The sequence below is a fragment of the Pseudomonas coronafaciens pv. oryzae str. 1_6 genome, from assembly GCF_000156995.2.
GTDB classification, from domain to species: Bacteria; Pseudomonadota; Gammaproteobacteria; order Pseudomonadales; family Pseudomonadaceae; genus Aquipseudomonas; species Aquipseudomonas tremae.
In genome coordinates, this window is sequence record NZ_CP046035.1 from 4,766,435 (window position 1) to 4,790,238 (window position 23,804).

Sequence of the window (23,804 nt, forward strand, 5' to 3'; positions counted from 1 at the left end):
AATCAAGGGAGAAGTCTATGTATCTGACGCCGCAACACATCCTGCTTGCAGGAGCCACGGGGCTTACCGGCGAGCATTTGCTTGATCGCCTGCTCAACGAGCCAACCGTCAGCCGCGTATTGGCCCCGACGCGCCGCCCGCTGGCGGAACATCCCCACCTCGAGAACCCGGTCGGCGATCTGACTGCGCTGCTGCCTGCACTGGATGGGCGTGTGGACATTGCTTTCTGCTGCCTGGGCACCACGATCAAGCAAGCAGGTTCGCAGAACGCTTTCAAGGCGGTCGACCTGGACCTGGTAGTTGCCTTCGCGCAGCGGGCACGCGAGCTGGGTGCGCGTCATTTACTGGTCATCAGCGCCATTGGGGCAGACCCCAAATCCAGCACTTTCTACAACCGCATCAAAGGCGAAACGGAACAGGCGCTTCGTGCCCAGGACTGGCCGCAACTGACCATCGCCCGCCCTTCCCTGCTGGTGGGAAGCCGCAGTGAAACCCGTTGGGTCGAACAATTGGCCGCTCCCATCGCCAAACTGATCCCGGGCAAATACGGCGCCATCGAAGCCTGCCAACTGGCCCGCGCGATGTGGCGTCTTGCATTGGAAGAACAGAATGGTGTGCGGATTGTCGAGTCGGATGAGCTGCGCAAACTGGGCAAATAAGCCGGCGGCAGGAGCTTGATGATCGTTCCCAGACTTACGATTCGTGACGCAGAGCACTGGCACGATAGTCGTCCTGGTGCTAGTGCAAGAAGATCAACCCCCTAAAGCCCACCCGTAGCCTGCACTCCGAAGCCCGCCGCCGTCAGCAACGACAGCGGCAGCAACAAGGTGTCGAGCAGCGCGCTGCCAGGCAGGTCAAGGCCCGGATAGCTCGGGGCTTCTGCACCAAAACGGTCGGCGGCACAGCAGCCGCCCTGCAACGCGTACATGTTCAGCCGGGTACCCGCATACACCACTGGCGCGCCAGGCTTCGCCGCATTCAGGGTGCGCGCCGTGGCGCAGCCGGTCAATGTCAGCACCAACGCCACCAGCAGCAGCTTACTCATCCGCGCCCACATGGTGCTCCCCCCAGCGCGGCAGCATGTCCTGAGGGATATTCAGCAGATTGAGAATTCGCGCAACCACGAAGTCCACGAGGTCGTCGATGGTCTGCGGCTGATGATAAAAACCGGGAGATGCAGGAAGAATCACCACCCCCATGTTCGACAGCTTGAGCATGTGCTCCAGGTGAATGCTGGAAAAAGGCGCCTCGCGAGGCACAATAATCAACTGACGACGTTCTTTCAGCGTCACATCGGCGGCACGCTCGATCAGGTTGTTGCACGCGCCGGTGGCAATTGCCGACAGCGACCCTGTGGAACACGGCACTACCACCATTGCGCTGGGCGAACCCGAACCCGAAGCGACTGGCGACATCCAGTCGTCACGGCCATACACACGAATCTGCCCGGCTGAGGCGCCGGTGTACTCAGTCAGGAAGGCTTGCATCATCATCGGCTTGGGCGGCAGGCGCACATCTGTCTCGGTGGCCATCACCAGTTGCGCAGCCTTGGAAATGAGGAAGTGTACTTCCCGATCCTCTCGCACCAGACAATCCAGCAAACGCAGGCCATATTGCGCACCCGATGCGCCGGTCATGGCAACCGTGACGCGATCCGGGCCGCTCATTTCAGCGCCTCAGCCAGTTTACCGTGCAGACCGCCAAAGCCGCCGTTGCTCATGATCACGATGTGCGTGCCGGGCTGCGCATGGCTCTTCACCTGATCAATAATCGCTTCAATCGAATCACATACCTGCGCTGGTACAGTTCCCCCAGCTACGGTGGCAGCAAGGTCCCAGCCCAGATTGGGCGGCGCATACCAGACCACCTGATCGGCCTGGTTCACGCTTTCCGGCAGACCGTCGCGGTGTGCGCCGAGCTTCATGGAATTGGAGCGTGGCTCGATAACCGCAATGATCGGCGCAGCGCCGACCTTCTTGCGCAGACCATCCAGGGTGGTAGCGATCGCCGTCGGGTGGTGAGCAAAATCGTCATAAATGGTAATGCCGCGAACGTCGGCGACCTTTTCCATACGGCGCTTGACGCTTTTGAACGCACTTAATGCCTGCACGCCAAGCAATGGCACCACGCCGACATGGCGCGCGGCAGCGAGGGTCGCCAGCGCATTGGCGACGTTGTGCTGACCGGTCATGTCCCATTCGACCGCGCCCTGTAGCTCACCCTCGAACAGCACTTCGAATCGCGAACCGTCTTCGCTCAACAGCCGCGCCTGCCACTGACCGCCCTGACCCGTGGTCTGCACCGGCGTCCAGCAGCCCATCTCGATGACGCGTGACAGCGCGGGCTCTGTGGTCGGGTGAATCACCAGACCTTCGCTCGGGATGGTGCGCACCAAGTGGTGAAACTGGCGCTCGATGGCTGGCAGATCGGGAAAGATGTCGGCGTGATCGAACTCAAGATTGTTGAGGATCGCAGTGCGCGGACGGTAGTGGACGAACTTGGAGCGTTTGTCGAAGAAGGCGCTGTCGTATTCGTCGGCTTCCACCACGAAAAACGGGGTCCCGCCCAGACGAGCCGATACCGCGAAGTTTTGTGGGATGCCGCCAATCAAAAAGCCGGGGCTCATGCCCGCGTGTTCCAGTACCCAGGCCAGCATGCTGCTGGTGGTGGTCTTGCCGTGCGTACCGGCCACCGCCAGTACCCAGCGGCCCTGCAGCACGTGGTCCGCCAGCCATTGCGGACCAGACACGTAGGGCAAGCCTTGATTCAAGACATATTCAACCGCCGGGTTGCCACGCGACAGCGCGTTGCCGACGACCACCAGATCCGGTGCCGGAATCAGCTGCACAGGATCGTAACCCTGAGTCAGCTCGATGCCCTGAGCTTCGAGCTGGGTGCTCATCGGCGGGTAGACATTGGCGTCGGACCCGGTAACCCGATGGCCCAACTCTTTGGCGAGTACCGCCAGCGAACCCATGAACGTGCCGCAGATACCAAGGATATGAATGTGCATGACCAACCTCTCAGAACATCCACGCAGGTTAACGTAGGGGCGGTGAAATGGCACCCTGAGTTTGTGCGCCGGATTGCGCGCGCGGGGCATTTCAATGCGCGGCAGATAAGCCTAAAGTCCTGATCACGGCTGAATACAAATGGCCTATTCTTGAACGCCTGTTGCCACACACCCGAAAGCAGAATCGACACAGACTCCCTCACAACAAGAACCAGGAGACATACCATGCGTTACGCTCATCCCGGTACCGAAGGCGCTATCGTCAACTTCAAGGAACGCTACGGTAACTATATTGGCGGCGAATTCGTCGCGCCGGTCAAAGGTCAGTACTTCACCAACACATCGCCCGTCAACGGCAAGCCCATTGCCGAATTCCCGCGTTCTACTGCCGAAGACATCGAAAAAGCACTCGACGCTGCGCACGCTGCCGCCGACGCTTGGGGCTCGACCTCAGTACAGGCCCGTTCGCTGGTCCTGCTGAAAATCGCCGACCGCATCGAAGCCAATCTGGAAGTTCTGGCCATCACCGAGACCTGGGACAACGGCAAGGCGATTCGCGAAACCCTCAACGCCGATATTCCGCTGGCCGCTGACCACTTCCGCTACTTCGCTGGCGTGCTGCGCGCTCAGGAAGGCAGCGCTGCCGAAATAGACGGCAACACCGTGGCGTACCACATTCACGAGCCGCTGGGCGTGGTCGGGCAGATCATCCCGTGGAACTTCCCGATCCTGATGGCCGCCTGGAAACTCGCCCCGGCGCTGGCTGCCGGTAACTGCATAGTGCTCAAGCCTGCCGAACAGACCCCGCTGGGGATCAGCGTGCTGATCGAACTCATCGGCGACCTGCTGCCTCCTGGCGTGCTGAACATCGTCCAGGGCTATGGCCGCGAGGCAGGTGAGGCGTTGGCCAGCAGCAAGCGTATCGCCAAAATCGCCTTCACCGGCTCGACACCCGTCGGCTCGCATATCATGAAACTAGCCGCGGACAACATCATCCCGTCTACCGTCGAGCTGGGCGGCAAGTCGCCGAACATCTTCTTTGAAGACATCATGAGCGCCGAACCGGAGTTCATCGACAAAGCCGCCGAAGGTCTGGTGCTGGCGTTCTTCAATCAGGGCGAAGTCTGCACCTGCCCTTCCCGCGCACTGGTGCAGGAATCGATTTACCCGCAGTTCATGGAAGCAGTGCTGCGCAAGGTCGAGAAGATCAAGCGTGGCGACCCGCTCGACACCGACACGATGGTCGGTGCCCAGGCGTCCGAGCAACAATTCGACAAGATTCTTTCGTACCTCGACATCGCCAAGGGCGAAGGCGCCGAGTTGCTGACCGGTGGCAAGGTCGAGAAGCTGGAGGGCGATCTGTCGACGGGTTACTACATCCAGCCGACATTGCTTAAAGGCAATAACAAGATGCGCGTCTTCCAGGAGGAAATCTTCGGCCCGGTAGTCAGCGTCACGACCTTCAAGGACGAAGCAGAAGCTGTGGCGATCGCCAACGACACCGAGTTTGGTCTGGGCGCCGGCCTGTGGACCCGTGACATCAACCGCGCTTACCGCGTGGGCCGAGCGATCAAGGCAGGACGCGTCTGGACCAACTGCTACCACCTGTACCCGGCGCACGCCGCATTCGGTGGTTACAAGAAATCCGGCGTCGGCCGCGAAACCCACAAAGTCGCGCTTGAGCATTACCAGCAGACCAAAAACCTGTTGGTGAGCTACGACACCCATCCGCTGGGTTTTTTCTAAGCCCGCTGATAGCTTGATGATCGATAGTCATTTCGAGATCGATGATCGTTACCACGCTCCGGCGTGGTAACGCTGTTTCTGAAGCTCTGCGCCATTAAAAACACGCGCACCAACGCTGTGCATCATGCGACCGCTCATCGCTCCGGGATGATGCAACCCGCCCCTGGGCCCTCCGCTTACGCCTACAAAATCGCACTTGCGGCCCGAATGGAGTATTAATTGCTTACATCGCTTCCCACAGTCGTTTGAACCGGGACGTCACCGGTTTGGCCGAAAGACTACGTTCGACGCGAGCAGCGCGACGTCATGGAGAATCTGTATGGCGAGCTTTTCCCATTCTGTCGGTGCGCAGACGTACCGCTTCGACAGCCTCAAAGAAGTCATGGCCAAGGCCAGCCCGGCGCGTTCCGGTGATTACCTCGCGGAAGTCGCGGCGCAAAATGACGGCGAACGGGTAGCCGCACAGATGGCGCTGGCGAATATTCCGCTCACTCATTTTCTCCAGGAAGCCCTGATCCCTTACGAACAGGACGAAGTCACCCGCCTGATCATCGACACTCACGACAAAGCGGCCTTCGCGCCGGTCAGCCACCTGACCGTCGGCGGCTTTCGTGACTGGCTGCTCAGCGACCTGGCTGACGAAACCAGCTTGCGTGCGCTGGCACCGGGCCTGACGCCGGAGATGGCCGCCGCAGTATCGAAGATCATGCGTGTGCAGGATCTGGTGCTAGTGGCGCAGAAAATCCGTGTCGTCACCCGTTTTCGCAACACCATGGGCCTGCGCGGTCGATTGTCGACCCGCCTGCAGCCCAATCACCCCACCGATGACCCGTCCGGCATTGCTGCCAGCGTTCTGGACGGCCTGCTGTACGGCAACGGCGACGCCATGATCGGCATCAATCCGGCCACTGATAGCACTTCATCCATTGTCGCGTTGCTGGAAATGCTCGACGCCATCGTCCAGCGCTATGAAATCCCGACCCAGTCCTGCGTACTGACCCACGTCACCACGTCCATTGAGGTGATCAACCGGGGCGTGCCGGTAGACCTGGTTTTTCAGTCGATCACCGGCACAGAGGCCGCCAATGCCAGTTTCGGCATCAGCCTCAAGTTGCTGCAGGAAGGCTATGAAGCGGGACTGAGCCTGAACCGTGGCACCCTCGGCAATAACCTGATGTATTTCGAGACCGGGCAAGGCAGCGCGCTGTCAGCCAACGCCCACCACGGCGTCGATCAGCAGACCTGTGAGACCCGCGCCTACGCCGTCGCACGGCATTTCAACCCGTTTCTGGTCAATACCGTGGTCGGTTTCATCGGCCCGGAGTACCTGTACAACGGCAAACAGATCATCCGTGCAGGTCTGGAGGATCACTTCTGCGGCAAGTTGCTGGGTGTGCCGATGGGCTGCGACATCTGCTACACCAACCACGCCGAGGCCGACCAGGACGACATGGACACCCTGCTGACGCTGCTGGGGGTGGCCGGGATCAACTTCATCATGGGTATTCCCGGCTCCGATGACATCATGCTCAATTACCAGACCACCTCGTTCCACGATGCGCTGTACGCCCGACAAAGCCTGGGCCTGCGTCCCGCACCGGAATACGAAGCGTGGCTGGAAAAAATGGGCATCTTCACTCAGGCCGACGGCCGCGTGCGCTTCGGTGACAGCCTTCCGCTCGCCTTTCGCCAGGCACTGGCGCACATCGCATGAGTGACAAGCCGATGAACGAGATCCAAGACAGCACCCAGCCAGCCAACCCCTGGCTGGAACTGCGCCGCCTGACCTCGGCACGCATTGCACTGGGCCGCACCGGTACCAGCTTGCCTACCGCCGCGCAGCTCGACTTTCAAGCCGCACATGCCCAAGCGCGCGACGCCGTGCATCTCGCGTTCGATCACGCGGCGATCAGCGCTCAACTGACTGAAAAAGGCCGCGAAACCTTGCTGCTGCACAGCGCTGCTGCCGACCGGCACTGCTACCTGCAACGCCCGGACCTGGGCCGTCGCCTGAACGACGAGTCTGCGCAGACACTGCGCGACTACGCTGCAGCTCACCCAGGCGGTCTTGATCTTGCCGTGGTGGTGGCCGACGGCCTGTCGGCCCTCGCCGTGCATCGGCATGCCGTGCCCTTTCTCACCCGGCTCGAAGAACAAGCCAGTTCCGACGGCTGGACGCTGTCGCCTGTGATCATGGTCGAACAGGGCCGCGTGGCCGTCGCGGACGAAATCGGTGAGCTGCTCGGCGCGAAGATGGTGGTCATCCTGATCGGCGAACGCCCCGGCCTGAGTTCCCCTGACAGCCTGGGGCTGTATTTCACCTACGCCCCCAAGGCAGGCCTGAATGACGCGCATCGCAATTGCATTTCCAACGTGCGTCTGGAAGGGCTGAGTTACGCGATGGCCGCGCACCGCCTGCTGTACCTGATGCGCGAAGCCTGCCGACGGAAGATTTCCGGCGTCAGCCTTAAGGATGAAGCCGAGTTGAAGACCCTGGAGTCCGATGGATCTGCCGACAATTCAGGCAAGCAGATCGGCAATTTCCTGCTCGATGGTCCGACTGATCCGCATTAGCTTGCCTGCGACTCGGTGAGTCGGCCATCTATCTGGCGCTGGCCAATAAAGACGAAGTAAGACTTCCGGGCTTTTGCCAGCCCTGTCCGAGCGACTTATCGCTTTTGTTGAAACGCGAACGGATTCTCACCGACGTCTACCTAGCCGAGGTCGACCGTCGCCAGTTGGTCATCGATGATCACACAAACCTGCCCGCGCATTATTACGGAACCTCTTCTGCGCATTCTGCTTCTATAATGCCGCGCAGCCGCTTCTTCCGCATGCGACCCCGGACAGGGTGATCGCCTCAGGTGCTTCAATGGAATTCAACCCGCTCGACCTTATTCTGCATCTCGACGTCTACCTTGATCTGCTGGTGACCAACTATGGCCCCTGGGTCTACGCGATTCTGTTTCTGGTGATTTTCTGCGAGACAGGGCTGGTGGTCATGCCCTTCCTGCCGGGCGATTCATTGCTGTTCATTGCCGGTGCCGTAGCTGCTGGCGGCGGCATGGACCCGGTATTGCTGGCCGGGCTGCTGATGCTCGCGGCTATTCTGGGCGACAGCACCAACTACGTCATCGGCCGCACCGTTGGCGAAAAACTGTTCAGCAACTCCAGATCGCGCATTTTTCGCCGCGACTACCTGCTGCGCACCCAGGATTTCTACGCACGCCACGGCGGCAAGACCGTGACGCTGGCGCGCTTTCTGCCGATCATCCGCACGTTCGCGCCATTCGTGGCGGGTGTCGGCAGAATGTCCTATCCGCGTTTTGTGGGCTTCAGCGTGCTGGGCTCGGTACTGTGGGTCGGCAGCCTGGTCACGCTGGGTTTCTTCTTCGGCAACGTGCCGTTCATCAAACACAACCTGACCCTGCTGGTGCTGGCGATCATTGTGCTTTCGCTGGTGCCGATGATCATCGGTGTGGTGCGCAGCCGCAGCGCGCCCCCGGTCGACGCTCGCTGACCCATGTGGTCACTCAGCAACTGGCGCAGGCGACGCACCATTGCCAGGCACCCGGTTGCTGCCGAGCTGTGGCAAAAAGTGCGCGAGCGTTTGCCCATTCTCGACGGTTTAAGCGCTGAGCAAGACGTACACCTTCGCGATGCCTGCGTGCTGTTTCTGAATGACAAATACCTCAGCGCGCTGCCGGGCGTAGAGCTCGATGACGAGCAAAGGCTGTTCCTGGCAGCTCAGGCGCAACTGCCATTGCTGAGCCTTGGTGACCTCAACTGGTATCAGGGCTTTCACGAGATCGTGCTGTACCCCGACGATTTCGTCAGCCCGCAACGCCATCGCGACGCCAGCGGCGTAGAGCACGAGTGGGACGGCGAACACAGTGGCGAGGCGTGGCTGCAAGGGCCGGTCATTCTGGCCTGGCCAGGCGTGCTGAGCAGCGGCGACTGGGACGGCTACAACCTGGTCATTCACGAGCTGGCGCACAAACTAGACATGCTCAACGGCGACGCCAACGGCCTGCCGCCGCTGCACAGTGACATGCAGGTGACCGAATGGGCCAGCGTCATGCAGAGCGCGTTCGATGATCTCAACCAGCAGCTGGATCAGGACCCGGATACAGAAACCGCCATTGACCCTTATGCTGCTCAAGACCCCGCCGAGTTCTTTGCGGTGACCAGCGAGTACTTCTTCAGCGCTCCCGACCTGTTGCACGAGCAGTACCCGGCGGTCTACGCACAACTCAAGGCGTTCTACCGCCAGGACCCTCTCGCACGCCTGAACACAGCTCGCCAACACGCCCCGGTTTGTCAGGACAACTGACCGCTGCCAAGGCCATGCGTGGCAACCAAAACAGAATATGCCTATAATCCGGACCACTTTATGGCGGTTCGCGCCACAATCTGTCTGGTCAACCAGGGGACAATGCCCAATGAGCTACAGCAAGATTCCGGCAGGCAAAGACCTGCCGAACGACATCTACGTCGCGATCGAAATCCCGGCCAACCACGCGCCGATCAAATACGAAATCGACAAAGACTCCGATTGCCTGTTCGTTGACCGGTTCATGGCAACCCCGATGTTCTACCCGGCCAACTACGGTTTCATTCCCAACACCCTGGCTGACGACGGCGACCCGCTGGACGTCCTGGTAGTAACCCCTTACCCGGTTACCCCTGGTTCGGTCATCCGCGCACGCCCGGTCGGTATCCTGCACATGACTGACGACGGCGGCGGCGATGCCAAAGTCATCGCAGTACCACACGACAAGCTGTCTCAGCTGTACGTCGACGTGAAAGAGTACACCGACCTGCCACCACTGTTGCTTGAGCAGATCAAACACTTCTTCGAGAACTACAAGGATCTCGAAAAAGGCAAATGGGTGAAAATCGAAGGTTGGGGCAACGCTGACGCTGCCCGCGCCGAGATCACCAAATCGGTTGCAGCTTTCAAAGGCTGATCATCGATCAAGCGTTTCCGGGCACTGCACACAGTGTCCGGAAACACGCTTCACCTTCCCGCCTGATCCCCGCCGTATCCACCAACCTCCCCTGAGAACTTCCCCCTCAAGCTTTTTTGCAAATAGCACGTTTAAAAATGCGTTGTCCTTTTAGCCATTCCATAAACAGTCCGTTAATGCCCGTATAGCCGGGGTAAACGCCAGATACTCCGTTTAGTCGAAAAAACGCTATTACGGAATCTGCCTACACAACATTGATTCCATCCGTAGTCCAGATAGCCGCCAGCCCCTTGGGATAACGTCGACCTCAACACCTCGTTCATTTAAACGCCCAAGCGACGCCCGTAAACTTCGCCCCATGAATACATCAGGCGATCGACTCCGCATCCTCCTTCGGGAGTGCCACCTCACAGCGACTGATTTTGCCGCCAACCGCAAAATCACGCCGCAGCACGTCAATAACTGGTTCAAACGCGGCGTACCCATGGCGCGCATTGACGAGGTGGCTGAATTATTAACCGTCAACGCACGCTGGCTGCGTACCGGTGATGGCCCGAAACACCCCAATGAACCCGCCCATGAACACACCGCTGGCGATACCCGAATGGTTATCCAGCAAACGAGAAACGTCCTGCGCGGTGACGTGGAAATCCAGATTTACATGGAGGTCGAATCCACCCACGGCGTCGGCAAAACCGTCCTGTCCGAAGCCCCCGGCCAGAAGATACGCCTGCCCCTGCAAGTTCTGCAGACCATGGGCATCGACCCGAAAAGCTGCATGTGCGTCGCCATGGTCGGCAACAGCATGGCCGACAAGATCCAGGACGGCTCGATCCTCGGCGTCGACCGCGAACTGACCCAGGTCATCGACGGCGAAATCTACGCCCTCGAGCACGGCGGCATCCTGCGCGTCCGCTACCTCTACCGCTTGCCCAACGGCGGCCTGCGCCTGCGCAGCCACAACGACGCCGAATACCCTGACGAAGTGTTCAGCGCCGAGGACATAGACCGGGAAAAAATCCGCATTCTGGGCTGGATATTCTGGTGGTCGACCCTGAACAGCCGCCGCAATGCGATGCTGCTGTTGTGAGAGGACTTTGGAGCGGCGAGGTATTGAGGCTGGGCATGAGGGGTGACTTTTAGTATCCTGTGCGCCATCCAGAGTACCCGGCGCTGTTCAGCGGTGTGGTGCTTGAACGAGGCATGTGATCCGTTTGCCCTGTTGTCTATTCGCGCTTCTTCAGGAGCGCACCTGTTGAAGGCGATTGCGGTTTATCAAAAATAGATCGGAATCACCTACGAGAAGCCGGCCACAAGCCGGCTTTTTAATGCCTGTCACAAATAAATCAAACTGGACGCGATGCAAGCGTACTGATTCCGCCACGGCAGATGCGCCGCCGGCACACGCATTTACGTGGCGTAGCGCCGTCTAAACCCGATACGACGCTGCATGCACCAGTTTCCGGTATTTCCGCCAACACGACCGCACGGCTCGGGCAAGCGGTGGCGAGGTGCTGAAGAGTACGATGGTGACGAACGATATCCACCAGCCGGGGCGCAAGCAGCTCAGTGCGTATTGATTGAGCCAGATGCGCGCTAACCTCAGTCTGTAAGCACCCGGCCCCAGACGCTTAAGTTGGTCTATGTCATCTGATGTATAGAGTGTGTTCAGCATGTATTCGTTTGCGGTAAAGCGCTCCGGGAAATCGACCCCCGCTTCGTAATGGTTCAACACACTGAAATTACACCTCAGGATGTTATCCCACAGTTTCAGATTGCCGAGGCCTACCTGACAGGGCTTTGCGAGTCGCGCATCGATACCTCCCTTGCGCATGACGCTCAGCATGAGTGCCTGTTCGCTCACCATACGCGCGGACGTATACCCGATGAAGTTTCCGAACGGGTTACGGGACGGTTTTTTGTTGAAAAGATCTGTTCTTTCGTACAGCGGGTGCTCCCACATGAAGAGCATGGCGTCGCGGGTGCCGAACTGAACCAGGTCCGAAATATGGAACAGCATTGGAAAGCGTTCGGGGTTGCGGATATAAAGCGTCGTTGTGGTGATGGGCGTGTCGAAAAGAGGCGGATTGTCAGACCCGGTATCCTCCGCGCAGCCTATGACGGCAAGTGCTGCGCTGGTCAGGTTGTGATCTGCGCGCATTTTCATGACATAACGTCTTGTGGCCGCCTGAATGCCGTACAGCGTCGACTGCAACATGCGGTTGGTGTTGATCTGATTACCGGCATCATCAATGAAAGCTCCCGGATCATCCGAGACTATTATCCGCTCAGCTTCAACGGCTGAAACATCTTCATTGCGCCAAGTAGACACGATGATTTCGGCTTGAGGCAAGTGCGTTCTGATCGAGCGGATGCACGCGAAAATATTTCGATCAGGTCCCACATTGAGGCAGAGAGGCCCCTGAATAACGACGCTGATCTGCCTGGAGTCGACAGGTACAAGATGGTACATATTTCAACCTTGCAATCGGAAAACGACAACTGTGAACCGGCGATGAATATTGACCAGAAGGCACACTGAAAGACGCGTTGAGGGCTCTTGAGTAGCTCCGGCTTGCGGGCCGGATGCTTGCGGAACGAGATGATGCTCGACCACTAAAGGGTTAGCAGCAGCTGCGCAGGAAGGTTGCCGGGGTGCAGCCAGGACGGCAGTGATACTGAAGCAAGGTGGTTTTCATGGGTCAGACAACGTACTTGTCATCAAGCGCACCTGGCACCTTCACAACCACTGTTGTCGTATCGGAAAGCGCTTCAAACGCAGTGACGTCGCCTGGTTCAAGAACAATGATGTCACCCGCCTGCCAGACCTGATCACGCATGCGAACTGTCCCGGAGAGCACCAGAGTAATCTCCGTTGCGACCTTGTGATAATGGGCTGCTTCGTTATCGCCAGCCTGGTAGCTTTTGACCCCGACTTCACAGGCGTTGGTGCTGAACGCTGCGGGCTGGAACCCCCCCACGAACCAGCCTTTGATCATCTCTTCCAGCTTCGCTGTTTTCATCGTGCGTCCCCTGCTTCGAACGCATGCAGCTGGCGCTGGGTTTTCAGGGGGCGATACTGGTTGGGCTCAACACGAAAAGCACCGATTATCTTCTGCAAAAGCACCAGCTCGTTAAGTACCGGGGCAATGTAGAAGTTGCCGTTGACCCGAGCGTCCTTGCGGATCATTTCCTTGGCCGCCGCGACAAACAGCGAGCCGGACCTGAACCAGTACATGCCGGCGATGGCATTAGGGCTGATCGGGTTTTTCTCGGCAGCTTCGATAACCCGGTTGTCACCATCCAGACGCGCGAACGAATAACGAGGGTGCAAGGAGTTGAAGATGACGATGCCGGCATCATCACCTCGTTCACGAAACCAGCGCACGACCGCTTGCAGGTCTGTATCCAGAAAATCACTCACGCTCAGAATCAGCAGTTCGTCATCGTTGTCGATTTGCTCACTCGCCAGAAGAGCGGTACAGGCCGCACCTTGGGTGAGGTTGTGAACCGGCAGGACACTGGCAGACGTGTGCATTTGCTGAATCATGTTACGCAGGTGCAGCCTGACGACATCGTCGTTTGAAAACGTGCAGATCAGTCTCGCGGGTGCCAGCGCTGCACAGTTGTCGATCAGCGAGTGGATCAAAGGTTTGCCATTGCACTCACGAAGGTATTCTGGGTACTCACCGTCATCGCGTCGGGCATACCCCGTATTGCCCGAGAGAAGAATGATGTTGAGCGTACTCACAGGCTGGCTACCTCGCCGACATTTATTGTTTCCAGCGTGCCAAGGATGTTGCCGAGGTTCACGTCACAGGTTTCCGCCACGACCAGAACATGCGCGCCGGAAGCCCGGGCAGCCTTGATGCCGTTCTCGTTGTCTTCAATGATCAGACATTCCTCTGGCTGCAAACCCAACTGCCGAATGGCTTTGACGTAGATGTCCGGCGCTGGCTTGGCGTGCTTCACATCCTCATTGGAAAGTTGCAGGTCCAGGTAGCGGCTGAGGTCCGCCCTGTCCATCATCACATCGACGGTGTTGCGAATGGAATTTGACGCCACGGCCAGCTTGTAGCCCCGTGTTTTCAGGGATGACAGCGCATACTGATGAACGAAGGTAGGCTTGCACCGGGCATAGACGATTTCAAGGGTGTATTGCTGTTTCATCTCGTTGATAAACCCGTGCAAGGCCACTGGCAGGTCACGCTCGACGCTCAACATATCGAGTTTTCTGGAGGTGGGCAGACCGTCATAAGCCGTCAGGTGTTCGTGGCGGCTGATGTTGTAGCCGAACAGGCCGAGTGCTTTGTTCAGTGCATCGTAATGCCATTCCTTGGCCTCGATCAGGACACCGTCCATATCGAATATCACCGCCTTGATCATGACTGCCTCACTTGAAAAAACTGGCCGCATCTGTGGGAGTGTCGGTACAGAGCGTAAGACGCGTCTGCGACCTGAAGTCGAGCAATCGCGTCCATAACGGGTCACAGTCGCGTCCGTGCAGTTCCGGCGATACCACACACACGTGCTTACCCAAGGCCAGAAGATCGGCAATGACCTGATTGGAGAACCATTCGCTTTCAAACCCGTCCAGCCAGACACCCGAGACCTTGTCGATCCAGACCGGCGAAGGCTCGACTTCGCTGAGACGCGTGTAGGTAACCATCCCTTCCTGCAGATAAGTACGCATGTCGGGAATGGCCATGTCGAAGGCAAACCATCGGGTATGCCCATGACGTGCAAAGGTATTCTTGATGGCCTGCGCCATGCCGTCGGCCTTGATATTGATAGCCAGCGGCAGGTCGCGACCGGCCATGATGTCAAGCAAGCCATCAAGCGTCAGCTCGCCGCCCACCGGCATGTCATGGGAAATGACCAGTTGACCGGCGACGTCACGAACATCGGTTTCAGTGCCGAAGCCAAGATCGAAGGAGCGGTGAAATGCCTGCGGCAAATTACGCTCGGGCTTGTGCAGCCAGTAGCCGCGATGACTGATGATCTGCATGTCAGCCTCCACTGCCTGAAGCTGCAAGCTGGCTGAGCGGTAACGACAAAAACAGGTTCAGATCTGCAGGAATGCCCATGCCATGCATGCCGTGTCCTTCTGAGCCGATGCTGTAATGGATGACCCTGGCGCCTTGAGCGATGATCTCGTTGTAGGCCGGTGCGATGTAAAACTCACCATTTACGCGAAGGTCTTTCATGACCATCGCCTCGATGGCGGATATCAGCTGGGCTCCGTTGCGAAAGTTGTAGATGCCGACAGTGGCCTCATCGGAAATGACTTGCTTCTCGACCACACGATTGACCAGACCTTCTGCGTCGATGCCGACAAATGACCACTTCGGGTCATTGGCTTTCATGGTCATGATCAGGCCCGCTGCATCAGTCTCGTCCATTGCCTGCAGATAGGCATTGATGTCCACGTCGACGTACTGATCGCTATTGGCAATCATGACGCGCTGGTCAGGGTTGATCAGGTGCCTTGCAGCATAGACGGAACATGCTGCGCCCCCGGTTACGCCATCCAATTCGACGATATCGCAACCGGGTGCCCAGGCACTCAACTTCTCTTTCAGCCCATACCTCGCGACATGTTCCGACTGGCAGATGAAGATGAATTTGTGTGGACAGTCCGGCATCAGGTTGTCGATCACGACCTTGATCATCGGTACGCCATGCACCGGGATCAGCGGCTTTGGTTCCGGGAACCCGGCGACGGCAAAGCGGCTCCCGGCCCCGGCCATCGGAACGATTATTTGCAACATGGAAATACCTTATGAATAGTCGTTCAGATACGCAGGGAGGCAACTTTCAACTGCATGGGCAACGGCATTAATAACAGCCCTGCCCAATCATCCGGCCACGCTCGAGGGTCATATATCGCTGGCAAAATTCTCTGCCCTCGTCTACCGCGTGAGTAACAAGAATCAAGGCCATGCCGTCCTCCTGCATGCTCCGGATTCGCTCGTGGCACTTGCGCTTGAACGTTTCGTCGCCGACTGCAAGCACCTCGTCAGCCAGCAACGTCTGTGGCTCGACGTGGACCGCTACCGAGAACCCCAGTCGCATGTACATGCCCGACGAGTAGTTTTTTACCGGTGTATCGATGAAATCTCCCAGGCCGGAAAAATCAACGATTTCATTGAAGCGACTACGTATTTCCTTATTGCTCAATCCGAACAGGCTGGCATTCAGGTAAATATTTTCCTCGCCAGTCAGCTCAGGGTGAAAGCCCACTCCAATCTCTATCAACGGCGCTACACGGCCCACAGTGGTCAGGCGTCCGCTGGTAGGCAACAGGATGCGTGACACCAGTTGCAACAGCGTGCTTTTACCAGACCCGTTATGCCCTACAAGCGCCAGCGACTCCCCTTTGCACAAAGTAAACGACACGTCATCGACGGCGGTGAAGTCTTCGACACGCTCGCGGTGCCGGGCATCAAACAGCCCCAGAAACTTCTTCTTCAGACCGCCCCTGTTGTGGCGAAGAACAAACTGCTTGGAGAGATGTTCCGCCTTGATGACGACGTTGCTCATAGGTACTCCACCATACGATCCACTTTTCGGAACAGGCATAGCCCTGCTCCAAGTGATGCAGCACCCAACAGCACACAAAGCACCAGATCGCGGGTGTCCGGGACAACTCCGGCATGCAGAATGCTGCTGAAGCTGTTGAAGTACAGGGCGAACGGGTTATAAGCCGCAATACGGGCAATACCTTCAGGCAATGAAGAGGTGACCCACACAATTGGCGTCAACCAGAACAGGAGGGGTAAAAACACGTCGATGAAGTGCCTGGCGTCCCTGACAGTTATTTGAATAATGCTCAGCGCCAGACCGATGCCCATGACCAGAGAAATGAACGAAAGCAGCACGACCGGATAGAACAGCAACGCCTGTGTAGGCACACCGCCAAGGGCAATAAACAATGACGCATAGATGATCAGGCACCCACTCCAGAACACCAGGATCGTGATCGCCCCGGAGACAGGCAGCAACAGGCGCGGAAAGCGTAACTTCCGAATGAGATTGCCATTATTGATAAGCCATTCGCCGCCCTGCGAAACGATTTGCGCCAGCAGCATCCAGTGAACGACGCCTGTCACCAGATGAAGCGCAAAACGATCCTGGCTGCTTGGCAGGATATAAGTGAATACGGTGTAGTACGTGAGGGTGACGACCAGCGGGTTACCCAACGACCATACAAACCCTAACGTCGCGCCCATGTAGCGGATCTTGATTTCTTTGGAGACAAGATTGATGACGAGATCACGCCATTTGATGATGCCTGCGCTACGAAGTGACGACATACGAGTGCCTAGCTGTTGAGAGAGAACCTTGCAACTTTGTGCTGCAGGCACATGTTCCTCTCTTTCGATGAACGCCAGCTATAGGACGCCGCCTTGATTATCGTAGGAACATTCCACAAACTCCCGAATCAATAAAAGGCATCCGCCAGCGATCATCATCGAACAAGCGAGGCTTTCCATGACCAGTACTTCTTACACGCCGCCCAAGGTCTGGCGACCAGATACTTCGTCGGGGGGCGCGTTTGCCAGCATCAATCGGCCCGTCGCAGGTCCCACCCACGACAAGGAACTGCCCGTCGGCAAGCACCCGCTGCAGCTGTACTCGCTGGCAACGCCCAATGGCGTGAAGGTCACGATCATGCTGGAGGAATTGCTGGCGTTGGGGCACAGCGGCGCGGAGTACGATGCCTGGCTGATCCGCATCTCCGAGGGAGATCAGTTTTCCAGTGGGTTTGTAGGGATCAACCCTAACTCCAAGATCCCGGCATTAGTGGACCGAAGCCATGAAACGCCTGTACAGGTATTCGAGTCCGGCTCGATCCTGCTGTATCTGGCAGAGAAGTTTTCCAGCTTCCTGCCTGCAGACCATGCAGGGCGCACTGAAACGCTGAACTGGCTGTTCTGGCAAATGGGCGCGGCACCCTACCTGGGCGGCGGGTTCGGGCATTTTTACGCGTATGCCCCCGAGAAGCTCGAGTACCCCATCAACCGTTTTGCGATGGAGGCCAAGCGGCAACTCGATGTACTGGACCGTCGCCTTGCGGAGCATCGCTATCTGGCTGGCGACACCTACACCATTGCCGACATCGCCGTATGGCCCTGGTATGGCGCGCTGGTGCGGAACAAAGTCTATTCGGCTGCCGAGTTCCTGTCGGTACACGAATACCCGAACCTGATCCGCTGGACAGAAGAGATCGCAGCACGCCCGGCAGTGGTGAAAGGGCAAAAGGTCAATCGCACATGGGGAGAGGAATCGGATCAGGTTACAGAACGGCATGACGCATCCGACCTGGAAAAATAAAGCGCAAGTCAAGGCCGGCACGAAGAGAAACCTGATGTGACAAAACCAGCGAAAATGCTGGGCCCGAGGGGAGTGATCTGCACGTAAAGTAGCCGGCCTTACTGCCCCCCAAGGACGCGCTCACATGGATCATGGAACCACCCGCTCGACTCTTCTCTCGCAACTGGTTGCCAATTCGATACGTTGTGGAGTACTTGCAGCATGAGTACTTCCGACGTTCCGCAGGCACCGTCAACCGATCGTTTTGATGAAGTGCTCGCCATGATTCAAGGCGCCCGGCAGCAGGCAGCACAAGCTGTCAATACGCGCCTGATCGAGCTTTACTGGCAAGTCGGCGCCTACATCAGCCGCAAGATTGAAAACGCCGAATGGGGTGATGCTGTAGTCAGCCAGCTCGCCGCACATCTGGCTACCACCCAGCCGGGATTGCGCGGGTTTACCCGCCGAAATCTGTTCCGTATGCGCCAATTCTTCGAGGTTTACCGTGACAATGAGAAAGTGTCAGCAGTGCTGACACAATTGCCGTGGACCCACCATCTGATCATATTCACTCAAAGCAGACGCCCCGAAAAGCGTGAGTTCTATCTGCAAATGGCAATCAGGGAAAAATGGTCCAGCCGCGACTTGGAGCGCCAGTTCAAAACCGCCTTGTTCGAGCGCAGTGTCACCCAGCCAGCCAAAGCCTCGGCCATGCTCAAGGAGACCCGACCGGCGGCTATGGATGTATTCCGTGATGCCTACCTGGTGGAGTTTCTGGAGCTACCTGCAGGACACGCCGAAGCGGACCTGCATCGCGGTTTGCTGCAACGCCTGAAGGGGTTTCTGATCGAGCTGGGCCGCGACTTCTGCTTTGTCGGCTCCGAGTACCCAGTGCAGGTGGGCGGACGGGATTTCGCACTCGACCTGCTGTTCTTTCATCGGGGCCTCAACTGCCTGGTTGCCATCGAACTCAAAGTGGGATGCTTTGAACCGGAATACCTGGGCAAGCTGAACTTCTATCTGGAAGCACTGGACCAGACCGAGCGCAAACCCCATGAAAGCCCCGCCATTGGCGTCTTGCTGTGTGCCAGCAAAAACGATGAGGTGGTCGAGTACGCTCTGAATCGCTCGTTGTCACCTGCGTTGATTGCCGAATACCAGACTCGATTACCGGACCGACAGTTGTTGCAGGCCAAACTTCACGAGTTCTACGCCCTGGACGTCGCGAAGGACGATCAGTAATACCTGACAACTGCATGGATGCATTACGCTTGTGCGGACGACAACTTCACCTCACGGAGCCTTAGATGCCGCACAGCAAAGACCCTCGCGCCCACACCGCTCTGTCGCAACGTGGCCGAAGCGCCAGCAGCGGTCCGGGGCGTGCGGTCAATCCACCAGTGGTTCGCCTCAGTACGGTGCTGTTCGACAGCCTGGAGAGCCTGCGGGAAGCCGAGGTTCGCACGGCAGGCCCGGAACGTTCGCTGACCTACGGCGCCAATGGCAACCCGACCGCGTTTGCTTTGCAGGACCTGATTTCCGAGCTTGAAGGCGCTCACGGCACTTGCCTGTACCCCACCGGGCTCGCAGCGGTAGCGCAAATGTTTCAAGCGTTTCTGCGACCTGGCGATCACGTGCTGATCACCGAATCGGTCTACGGTCCGGTGCGGCGGCTGGCGAACACGATGCTGACGGCTTTCGACATTCAGTTCGACTTCTATGCCGCCGACGGCAGCAACGTAGCGTCCATGATCAAAGCCAATACACGCATGATCTACGCCGAGGTCCCGGGTTCGCTGACCTTCGACATGTGCGACCTGCCCGCGCTTTCGCAGCTGTGCAGATCGAAAAACCTGCTGCTGGCTGTGGATAACTCGTGGGGGTCGGGCGTGTTGTTCAAACCGCTTGAGCTGGGTGCAGATATTTCCCTGATGGCCCTCACCAAATACGTGGCCGGGCATTCGGACGTCATGATGGGCAGTGTAAGCACCACCGAGGCGCACTGGAAAACCCTGAAGGCGATGAGCACCGCTGTGGGCAACACCGTCAGCCCGGACGACGCCTATCTCGTACTCCGCGGAGCGCGCAGCCTGGCTGCGCGCATGGCCATGCATGAACGCCATGCACTGCAGATCGCCCAATGGCTGCAGCTTCAGCCTCAGGTTGCCCGGGTTCTGTACCCTGCGCTGGCGGATGATCCGGGTCATGCCATCTGGAAACGTGATTTCCACGGCTGCAACGGCTTGCTCAGCTTCGAGTTCAAGTCCGCCGATCGCCAGGTTACGGACCGCTTTGTCAGCGCATTGAAGCTGTTTGGAATCGGCTACTCCTGGGGCGGCTTTGAAAGCCTGATTACCGAGGTCGAACAGCACGGACCTGATCGCGGTGCCGGTCCTATGCTGCGCCTGCAGGTAGGTCTGGAAAGCCCGGAAGATCTGATCGCCGACCTGCAGAACGGTTTCGCAGCGGGGTAGACCTTTTGCTCGCAGCAAAGGCGGACGCCCATCGCCGCCATTTGCCCCGAGGCCATCGCTCTGCTAGTGTCGCGCGGTTTAGTCTCTACCGGAAATGCCCTCATGGCCCGCAAGAAAGCTGCACTGGATTTCGAACAGTCCCTCGCTGATCTTCAAGCGCTGGTAGAGCGCCTGGAGAATGGCGAACTGTCGCTGGAAGATTCTCTGACCGCCTTTGAGCAAGGCGTGCGCCTCACCCGCGAGTGTCAGAGCGCCCTTACGCAGGCTGAACAGAAGGTTCAGGTACTCTTGGAGCGCGATGGCGAATTGACCGAAGAGCCCTTCGACAATGCGGAACTGCCTGAATGATCGCGAGCTACCAGGCACTGAGCCAGACCCGTGTGAACGCTGCTCTGGAAAGCCTGTTTCAAGCGCCAGGCCCGGAACTGGCGCGCCTCTACGATGCCATGCGCTACAGCGTGATGAATGGCGGCAAACGAGTGCGCCCATTGCTGGCCTACGCGGCATGCGAAGCACTGGGCGGCGAGGCCAGGGATGCTGACGGTGCGGCCTGCGCAGTCGAGCTGATCCATGCTTATTCACTGGTACACGATGACCTGCCAGCGATGGACGATGACGATCTGCGCCGCGGCCAGCCCACCACGCACAAGGCATTCGATGAAGCCTGTGCGATTCTTGCTGGCGATGGTCTGCAAAGCCTCGCTTTTACTGCTCTGCTCGCCCCCCACCTGACCTCACGTGACGCCGAGACTCGACTGCAGATGGTCAGCACGCTGGCAGCAGCAGCCGGGCCGGCCGGTATGGTCGGCGGACAGGCGATCGATCTGGGTTCGGTGGGGCTGAAGCTGGATCAGGCTGCGCTGGAATACATGCATCGCCACAAGACCGGCGCATTGATCGAAGCCAGTGTACGGCTCGGAGCTCTGGCCAGCGGTCAGGCGGATCAGCCCCGGCTTGACTCGCTGCAGGTGTATGCACGGGCGGTCGGGTTGGCCTTTCAGGTTCAGGACGACATTCTCGACGTCGAAAGCGATACCGCGACGCTCGGCAAACGCCAAGGCGCCGACATTGCCCGCGACAAACCCACCTACCCTGCGCTGTTGGGCCTGGACGCAGCCAAAAGCTATGCCTTGGAATTGCGTGACATGGCGCTCGACGCATTGAACCCGTTCGGTCCGGCCGCAGAGCCGTTGCGCGATCTGGCCCGTTATATCGTCGAACGCCGACACTGATCACAATCCACCTGAAAACCGATGAATCAACCACGGTTCATCCGGTCTGAATCTTCAAGCGTATCAATCGACGGACTATCCGCCGACTCACTTCATGGGCAGCGCGCGATGCATAAGGTAAACTGCCACCTCTTTTACTTATAACGATTCGCCTGATGCCCACGACGTTCAAAGAGATCCCCCGCGAGCGCCCGGTTACTCCGTTGCTCGATCAAGCAGACACCCCGGACGGTTTGCGCCGACTGGGCGAAGCCGAGCTGGAAACCCTGGCCGATGAACTGCGCCTGGAGTTGCTGTACTCCGTCGGCCAGACCGGAGGGCATTTTGGTGCCGGTCTTGGGGTCATCGAGCTGACCATTGCGCTGCATTACGTCTTCGACACGCCGGACGACCGTCTGGTGTGGGACGTGGGCCATCAAGCGTATCCGCACAAAATTCTGACCGGCCGCCGCGCGCGCATGTCCACCCTGCGCCAGAAAGACGGAGTTGCAGCCTTCCCGCGTCGCAGCGAAAGCGAGTACGACACATTTGGTGTCGGCCACTCCAGCACCTCCATCAGTGCCGCGTTGGGCATGGCCATTGCCTCGCGTCTGCAAGGCAGTGAGCGCAAATCCATTGCAGTGATCGGCGATGGCGCACTGACCGCCGGCATGGCTTTCGAAGCGTTGAACCATGCGCCGGAAGTGGCAGCGAACATGCTGGTGATCCTCAACGACAACGACATGTCGATCTCGCGCAATGTCGGCGGGCTGTCGAATTATCTGGCCAAGATTCTCTCCAGCCGCACCTACACGAGCATGCGCGAAGGCAGCAAGAAAGTGCTTTCGCGTCTGCCGGGTGCCTGGGAAATAGCGCGCCGAACCGAAGAGTACGCCAAGGGCATGCTGGTTCCGGGCACGCTTTTCGAAGAGCTGGGCTGGAACTACATCGGCCCTATCGACGGCCATGACCTGCCGACCCTGATTGCCACGCTGCGTAATATGCGCGATCTCAAAGGCCCGCAATTTCTGCACGTTGTGACCAAGAAAGGCAAAGGCTTCGCACCGGCGGAAGTTGATCCGATCGGCTATCACGCGATCACCAAACTCGAACCGTTGAATGCGCCGGTCAGCATCCAGAAAAAAGTCAGTGCACCGAAGTACTCGGGTGTGTTCGGCCAGTGGATATGCGACATGGCCGAGGCCGACTCGCGCCTGGTAGGCATTACGCCAGCAATGAAGGAAGGTTCGGACCTGGTGGAGTTCAGCGAGCGTTTCCCCGAGCGTTATTTTGATGTCGCCATTGCCGAGCAGCACGCTGTGACGCTGGCGGCGGGCATGGCCTGCGAAGGCAGCAAGCCGGTGGTGGCGATCTACTCAACATTCCTGCAGCGTGGCTATGACCAATTGGTGCATGACGTCGCGGTGCAGAACCTCGACGTGCTGTTCGCCATCGACCGTGCCGGACTGGTCGGCGAAGACGGTCCGACGCACGCGGGCAGCTTCGATCTTTCCTACTTGCGCTGCATCCCCGGCATCGTGGTGATGACCCCGAGCGACGAGAACGAACTGCGCAAATTGCTCAGCACCGGCTATCTGCATACCGGACCTGCGGCAGTGCGCTACCCGCGCGGTACGGGGCCCAACGCGGAGATTGAGGCCAGCCTGAAGCCGGTCGAAATTGGCAAAGGCGTTGTGCGTCGACAAGGTCAGGGCGTCGCGATACTGGTGTTTGGTGTGCAACTGAGCGACGCAATGGTCGTTGCCGAGAAACTCGACGCCACGGTCATCGACATGCGCTTCGTCAAACCGCTGGACGAGGCACTGGTACGCGAAACTGCAGCCAGTCACGAACTGCTGGTCACGCTGGAAGAAAACGCAGTGATGGGCGGTGCCGGTGCAGCGGTCAGCGAATTCCTAGCCCGCGTCAACATCCTCAAATCAGTGCTGCATTTGGGCCTGCCGGACGTTTATGTCGAGCATGCCAAGCCAGCGCAGATGCTGGCCGAGTGCGGGCTGAATGCTGAAGGGATAGAAGCGGCGATCAACGAGCGATTGGCGTTAATCGGCTGATG

Annotated in this window: 25 protein-coding genes; 14 read left to right on the forward strand and 11 right to left on the reverse strand. The window is 58.5% G+C overall.

Going from position 1 to position 23,804, the window contains the following annotated elements; genetic code table 11:
- Nucleotides 1–17 precede the first annotated feature (17 nt).
- Nucleotides 18–659, forward strand: coding sequence for an oxidoreductase (locus POR16_RS21510; protein WP_005887268.1), 642 nt, complete (start codon nt 18–20; stop codon nt 657–659).
- Between the two features lie 101 nt (nt 660–760).
- Here the strand turns inward: POR16_RS21510 and POR16_RS21515 are convergent, their stop codons facing one another.
- Genes POR16_RS21515 through mpl form a run of 3 tightly spaced genes read right to left on the reverse strand, consistent with a single transcriptional unit; the run spans nt 761 to nt 3,013 of the window.
- The gene (locus POR16_RS21515) at nt 761–1,045 is read right to left on the reverse strand and encodes a YceK/YidQ family lipoprotein (RefSeq protein ID WP_005887267.1); all 285 of its coding nucleotides are present in this window, start codon (nt 1,043–1,045) and stop codon (nt 761–763) included.
- Complete coding sequence (gene ubiX, locus POR16_RS21520; RefSeq protein WP_005887265.1) at nt 1,038–1,667, reverse strand: flavin prenyltransferase UbiX; 630 nt, start codon at nt 1,665–1,667, stop codon at nt 1,038–1,040. The genes POR16_RS21515 and ubiX overlap by 8 nt, the downstream gene beginning before the upstream one ends.
- The gene (gene mpl / locus POR16_RS21525; protein ID WP_122381222.1) at nt 1,664–3,013 is read right to left on the reverse strand and encodes a UDP-N-acetylmuramate:L-alanyl-gamma-D-glutamyl-meso-diaminopimelate ligase; all 1,350 of its coding nucleotides are present in this window, start codon (nt 3,011–3,013) and stop codon (nt 1,664–1,666) included. The genes ubiX and mpl overlap by 4 nt, the downstream gene beginning before the upstream one ends.
- A gap of 225 nt (nt 3,014–3,238) precedes the next feature.
- Here mpl and exaC point away from each other — a divergent pair, with 225 nt between their 5' ends.
- The 7 genes from exaC (at nt 3,239) to POR16_RS21560 (ending at nt 10,819) form a co-directional block, all read left to right on the forward strand.
- Complete coding sequence (gene exaC / locus POR16_RS21530) at nt 3,239–4,759, forward strand: acetaldehyde dehydrogenase ExaC (RefSeq protein WP_005887259.1); 1,521 nt, start codon at nt 3,239–3,241, stop codon at nt 4,757–4,759.
- 319 nt (nt 4,760–5,078) lie between these two features.
- Entirely contained in the window at nt 5,079–6,473 is a 1,395-nt protein-coding gene (locus tag POR16_RS21535; protein WP_005887257.1) for an ethanolamine ammonia-lyase subunit EutB, read from the forward strand.
- Nucleotides 6,470–7,333: an ethanolamine ammonia-lyase subunit EutC gene (gene eutC, locus POR16_RS21540; RefSeq protein WP_005887255.1), complete on the forward strand. Its 864-nt coding sequence runs from the start codon at nt 6,470–6,472 to the stop codon at nt 7,331–7,333. Before POR16_RS21535 ends, eutC begins: the two co-directional genes overlap by 4 nt.
- A gap of 298 nt (nt 7,334–7,631) precedes the next feature.
- Nucleotides 7,632–8,279, forward strand: a complete 648-nt coding sequence (locus tag POR16_RS21545) for a DedA family protein (RefSeq protein WP_005887254.1) — start codon at nt 7,632–7,634, stop codon at nt 8,277–8,279.
- A gap of 3 nt (nt 8,280–8,282) precedes the next feature.
- A complete protein-coding gene (locus POR16_RS21550; RefSeq protein WP_005887252.1) occupies nt 8,283–9,092 on the forward strand; it encodes a M90 family metallopeptidase in 810 nt (269 codons plus the stop codon).
- Nucleotides 9,093–9,201: 109 nt separating this feature from the next.
- Nucleotides 9,202–9,729 (forward strand): inorganic diphosphatase, encoded by a 528-nt coding sequence (gene ppa, locus POR16_RS21555; RefSeq protein WP_003366402.1) that lies wholly within the window; start codon nt 9,202–9,204, stop codon nt 9,727–9,729.
- A 358-nt stretch (nt 9,730–10,087) separates the two neighbouring features.
- The gene (locus POR16_RS21560; protein WP_005887249.1) at nt 10,088–10,819 is read left to right on the forward strand and encodes a LexA family transcriptional regulator; all 732 of its coding nucleotides are present in this window, start codon (nt 10,088–10,090) and stop codon (nt 10,817–10,819) included.
- Between the two features lie 339 nt (nt 10,820–11,158).
- Here POR16_RS21560 and POR16_RS21565 read toward each other — a convergent pair whose 3' ends face one another.
- The 8 genes from POR16_RS21565 to POR16_RS21600 form a co-directional block, all read right to left on the reverse strand.
- Entirely contained in the window at nt 11,159–12,202 is a 1,044-nt protein-coding gene (locus tag POR16_RS21565) for a WavE lipopolysaccharide synthesis family protein (protein ID WP_005887247.1), read from the reverse strand.
- A 229-nt stretch (nt 12,203–12,431) separates the two neighbouring features.
- Entirely contained in the window at nt 12,432–12,752 is a 321-nt protein-coding gene (locus POR16_RS21570; RefSeq protein ID WP_005887245.1) for a cupin domain-containing protein, read from the reverse strand.
- Nucleotides 12,749–13,480, reverse strand: a complete 732-nt coding sequence (locus POR16_RS21575; RefSeq protein ID WP_005887243.1) for a glycosyltransferase family 2 protein — start codon at nt 13,478–13,480, stop codon at nt 12,749–12,751. Before POR16_RS21575 ends, POR16_RS21570 begins: the two co-directional genes overlap by 4 nt.
- Complete coding sequence (locus POR16_RS21580) at nt 13,477–14,115, reverse strand: HAD family hydrolase (protein ID WP_005887241.1); 639 nt, start codon at nt 14,113–14,115, stop codon at nt 13,477–13,479. The genes POR16_RS21575 and POR16_RS21580 overlap by 4 nt, the downstream gene beginning before the upstream one ends.
- Before the next feature lie 7 nt (nt 14,116–14,122).
- On the reverse strand, nt 14,123–14,737 hold the full coding sequence (locus POR16_RS21585) for a PI-PLC domain-containing protein (protein WP_005887239.1): 615 nt from the start codon (nt 14,735–14,737) through the stop codon (nt 14,123–14,125).
- Between the two features lies 1 nt (nt 14,738).
- Nucleotides 14,739–15,500, reverse strand: coding sequence for a glycosyltransferase family 2 protein (locus POR16_RS21590; RefSeq protein ID WP_005887236.1), 762 nt, complete (start codon nt 15,498–15,500; stop codon nt 14,739–14,741).
- A gap of 67 nt (nt 15,501–15,567) precedes the next feature.
- Nucleotides 15,568–16,272, reverse strand: a complete 705-nt coding sequence (locus POR16_RS21595) for an ABC transporter ATP-binding protein (RefSeq protein ID WP_005887234.1) — start codon at nt 16,270–16,272, stop codon at nt 15,568–15,570.
- Nucleotides 16,269–17,045, reverse strand: a complete 777-nt coding sequence (locus POR16_RS21600; protein WP_005887232.1) for an ABC transporter permease — start codon at nt 17,043–17,045, stop codon at nt 16,269–16,271. The genes POR16_RS21595 and POR16_RS21600 overlap by 4 nt, the downstream gene beginning before the upstream one ends.
- Nucleotides 17,046–17,223: 178 nt before the next feature.
- Between POR16_RS21600 and yghU the strand changes: the two genes are divergently transcribed.
- From yghU to dxs, 6 genes are all read left to right on the forward strand, one after another.
- Nucleotides 17,224–18,066, forward strand: coding sequence for a glutathione-dependent disulfide-bond oxidoreductase (gene yghU / locus POR16_RS21605; RefSeq protein WP_005887229.1), 843 nt, complete (start codon nt 17,224–17,226; stop codon nt 18,064–18,066).
- A 201-nt stretch (nt 18,067–18,267) separates the two neighbouring features.
- Nucleotides 18,268–19,287 carry a PDDEXK nuclease domain-containing protein gene (locus POR16_RS21610; protein WP_005887227.1) on the forward strand — a complete coding sequence of 340 codons (1,020 nt, stop codon included), beginning with the start codon at nt 18,268–18,270 and terminating at the stop codon, nt 19,285–19,287.
- Nucleotides 19,288–19,352: 65 nt separating this feature from the next.
- Nucleotides 19,353–20,519, forward strand: a complete 1,167-nt coding sequence (gene metC, locus POR16_RS21615; RefSeq protein WP_005887225.1) for a cystathionine beta-lyase — start codon at nt 19,353–19,355, stop codon at nt 20,517–20,519.
- Nucleotides 20,520–20,621: 102 nt separating this feature from the next.
- A complete protein-coding gene (locus tag POR16_RS21620) occupies nt 20,622–20,867 on the forward strand; it encodes an exodeoxyribonuclease VII small subunit (RefSeq protein WP_005887223.1) in 246 nt (81 codons plus the stop codon).
- Nucleotides 20,864–21,751: a polyprenyl synthetase family protein gene (locus tag POR16_RS21625; protein WP_005887221.1), complete on the forward strand. Its 888-nt coding sequence runs from the start codon at nt 20,864–20,866 to the stop codon at nt 21,749–21,751. Before POR16_RS21620 ends, POR16_RS21625 begins: the two co-directional genes overlap by 4 nt.
- A 155-nt stretch (nt 21,752–21,906) precedes the next feature.
- Nucleotides 21,907–23,802 (forward strand): 1-deoxy-D-xylulose-5-phosphate synthase, encoded by a 1,896-nt coding sequence (gene dxs, locus POR16_RS21630; protein ID WP_005887218.1) that lies wholly within the window; start codon nt 21,907–21,909, stop codon nt 23,800–23,802.
- Nucleotides 23,803–23,804: the final 2 nt, after the last annotated feature.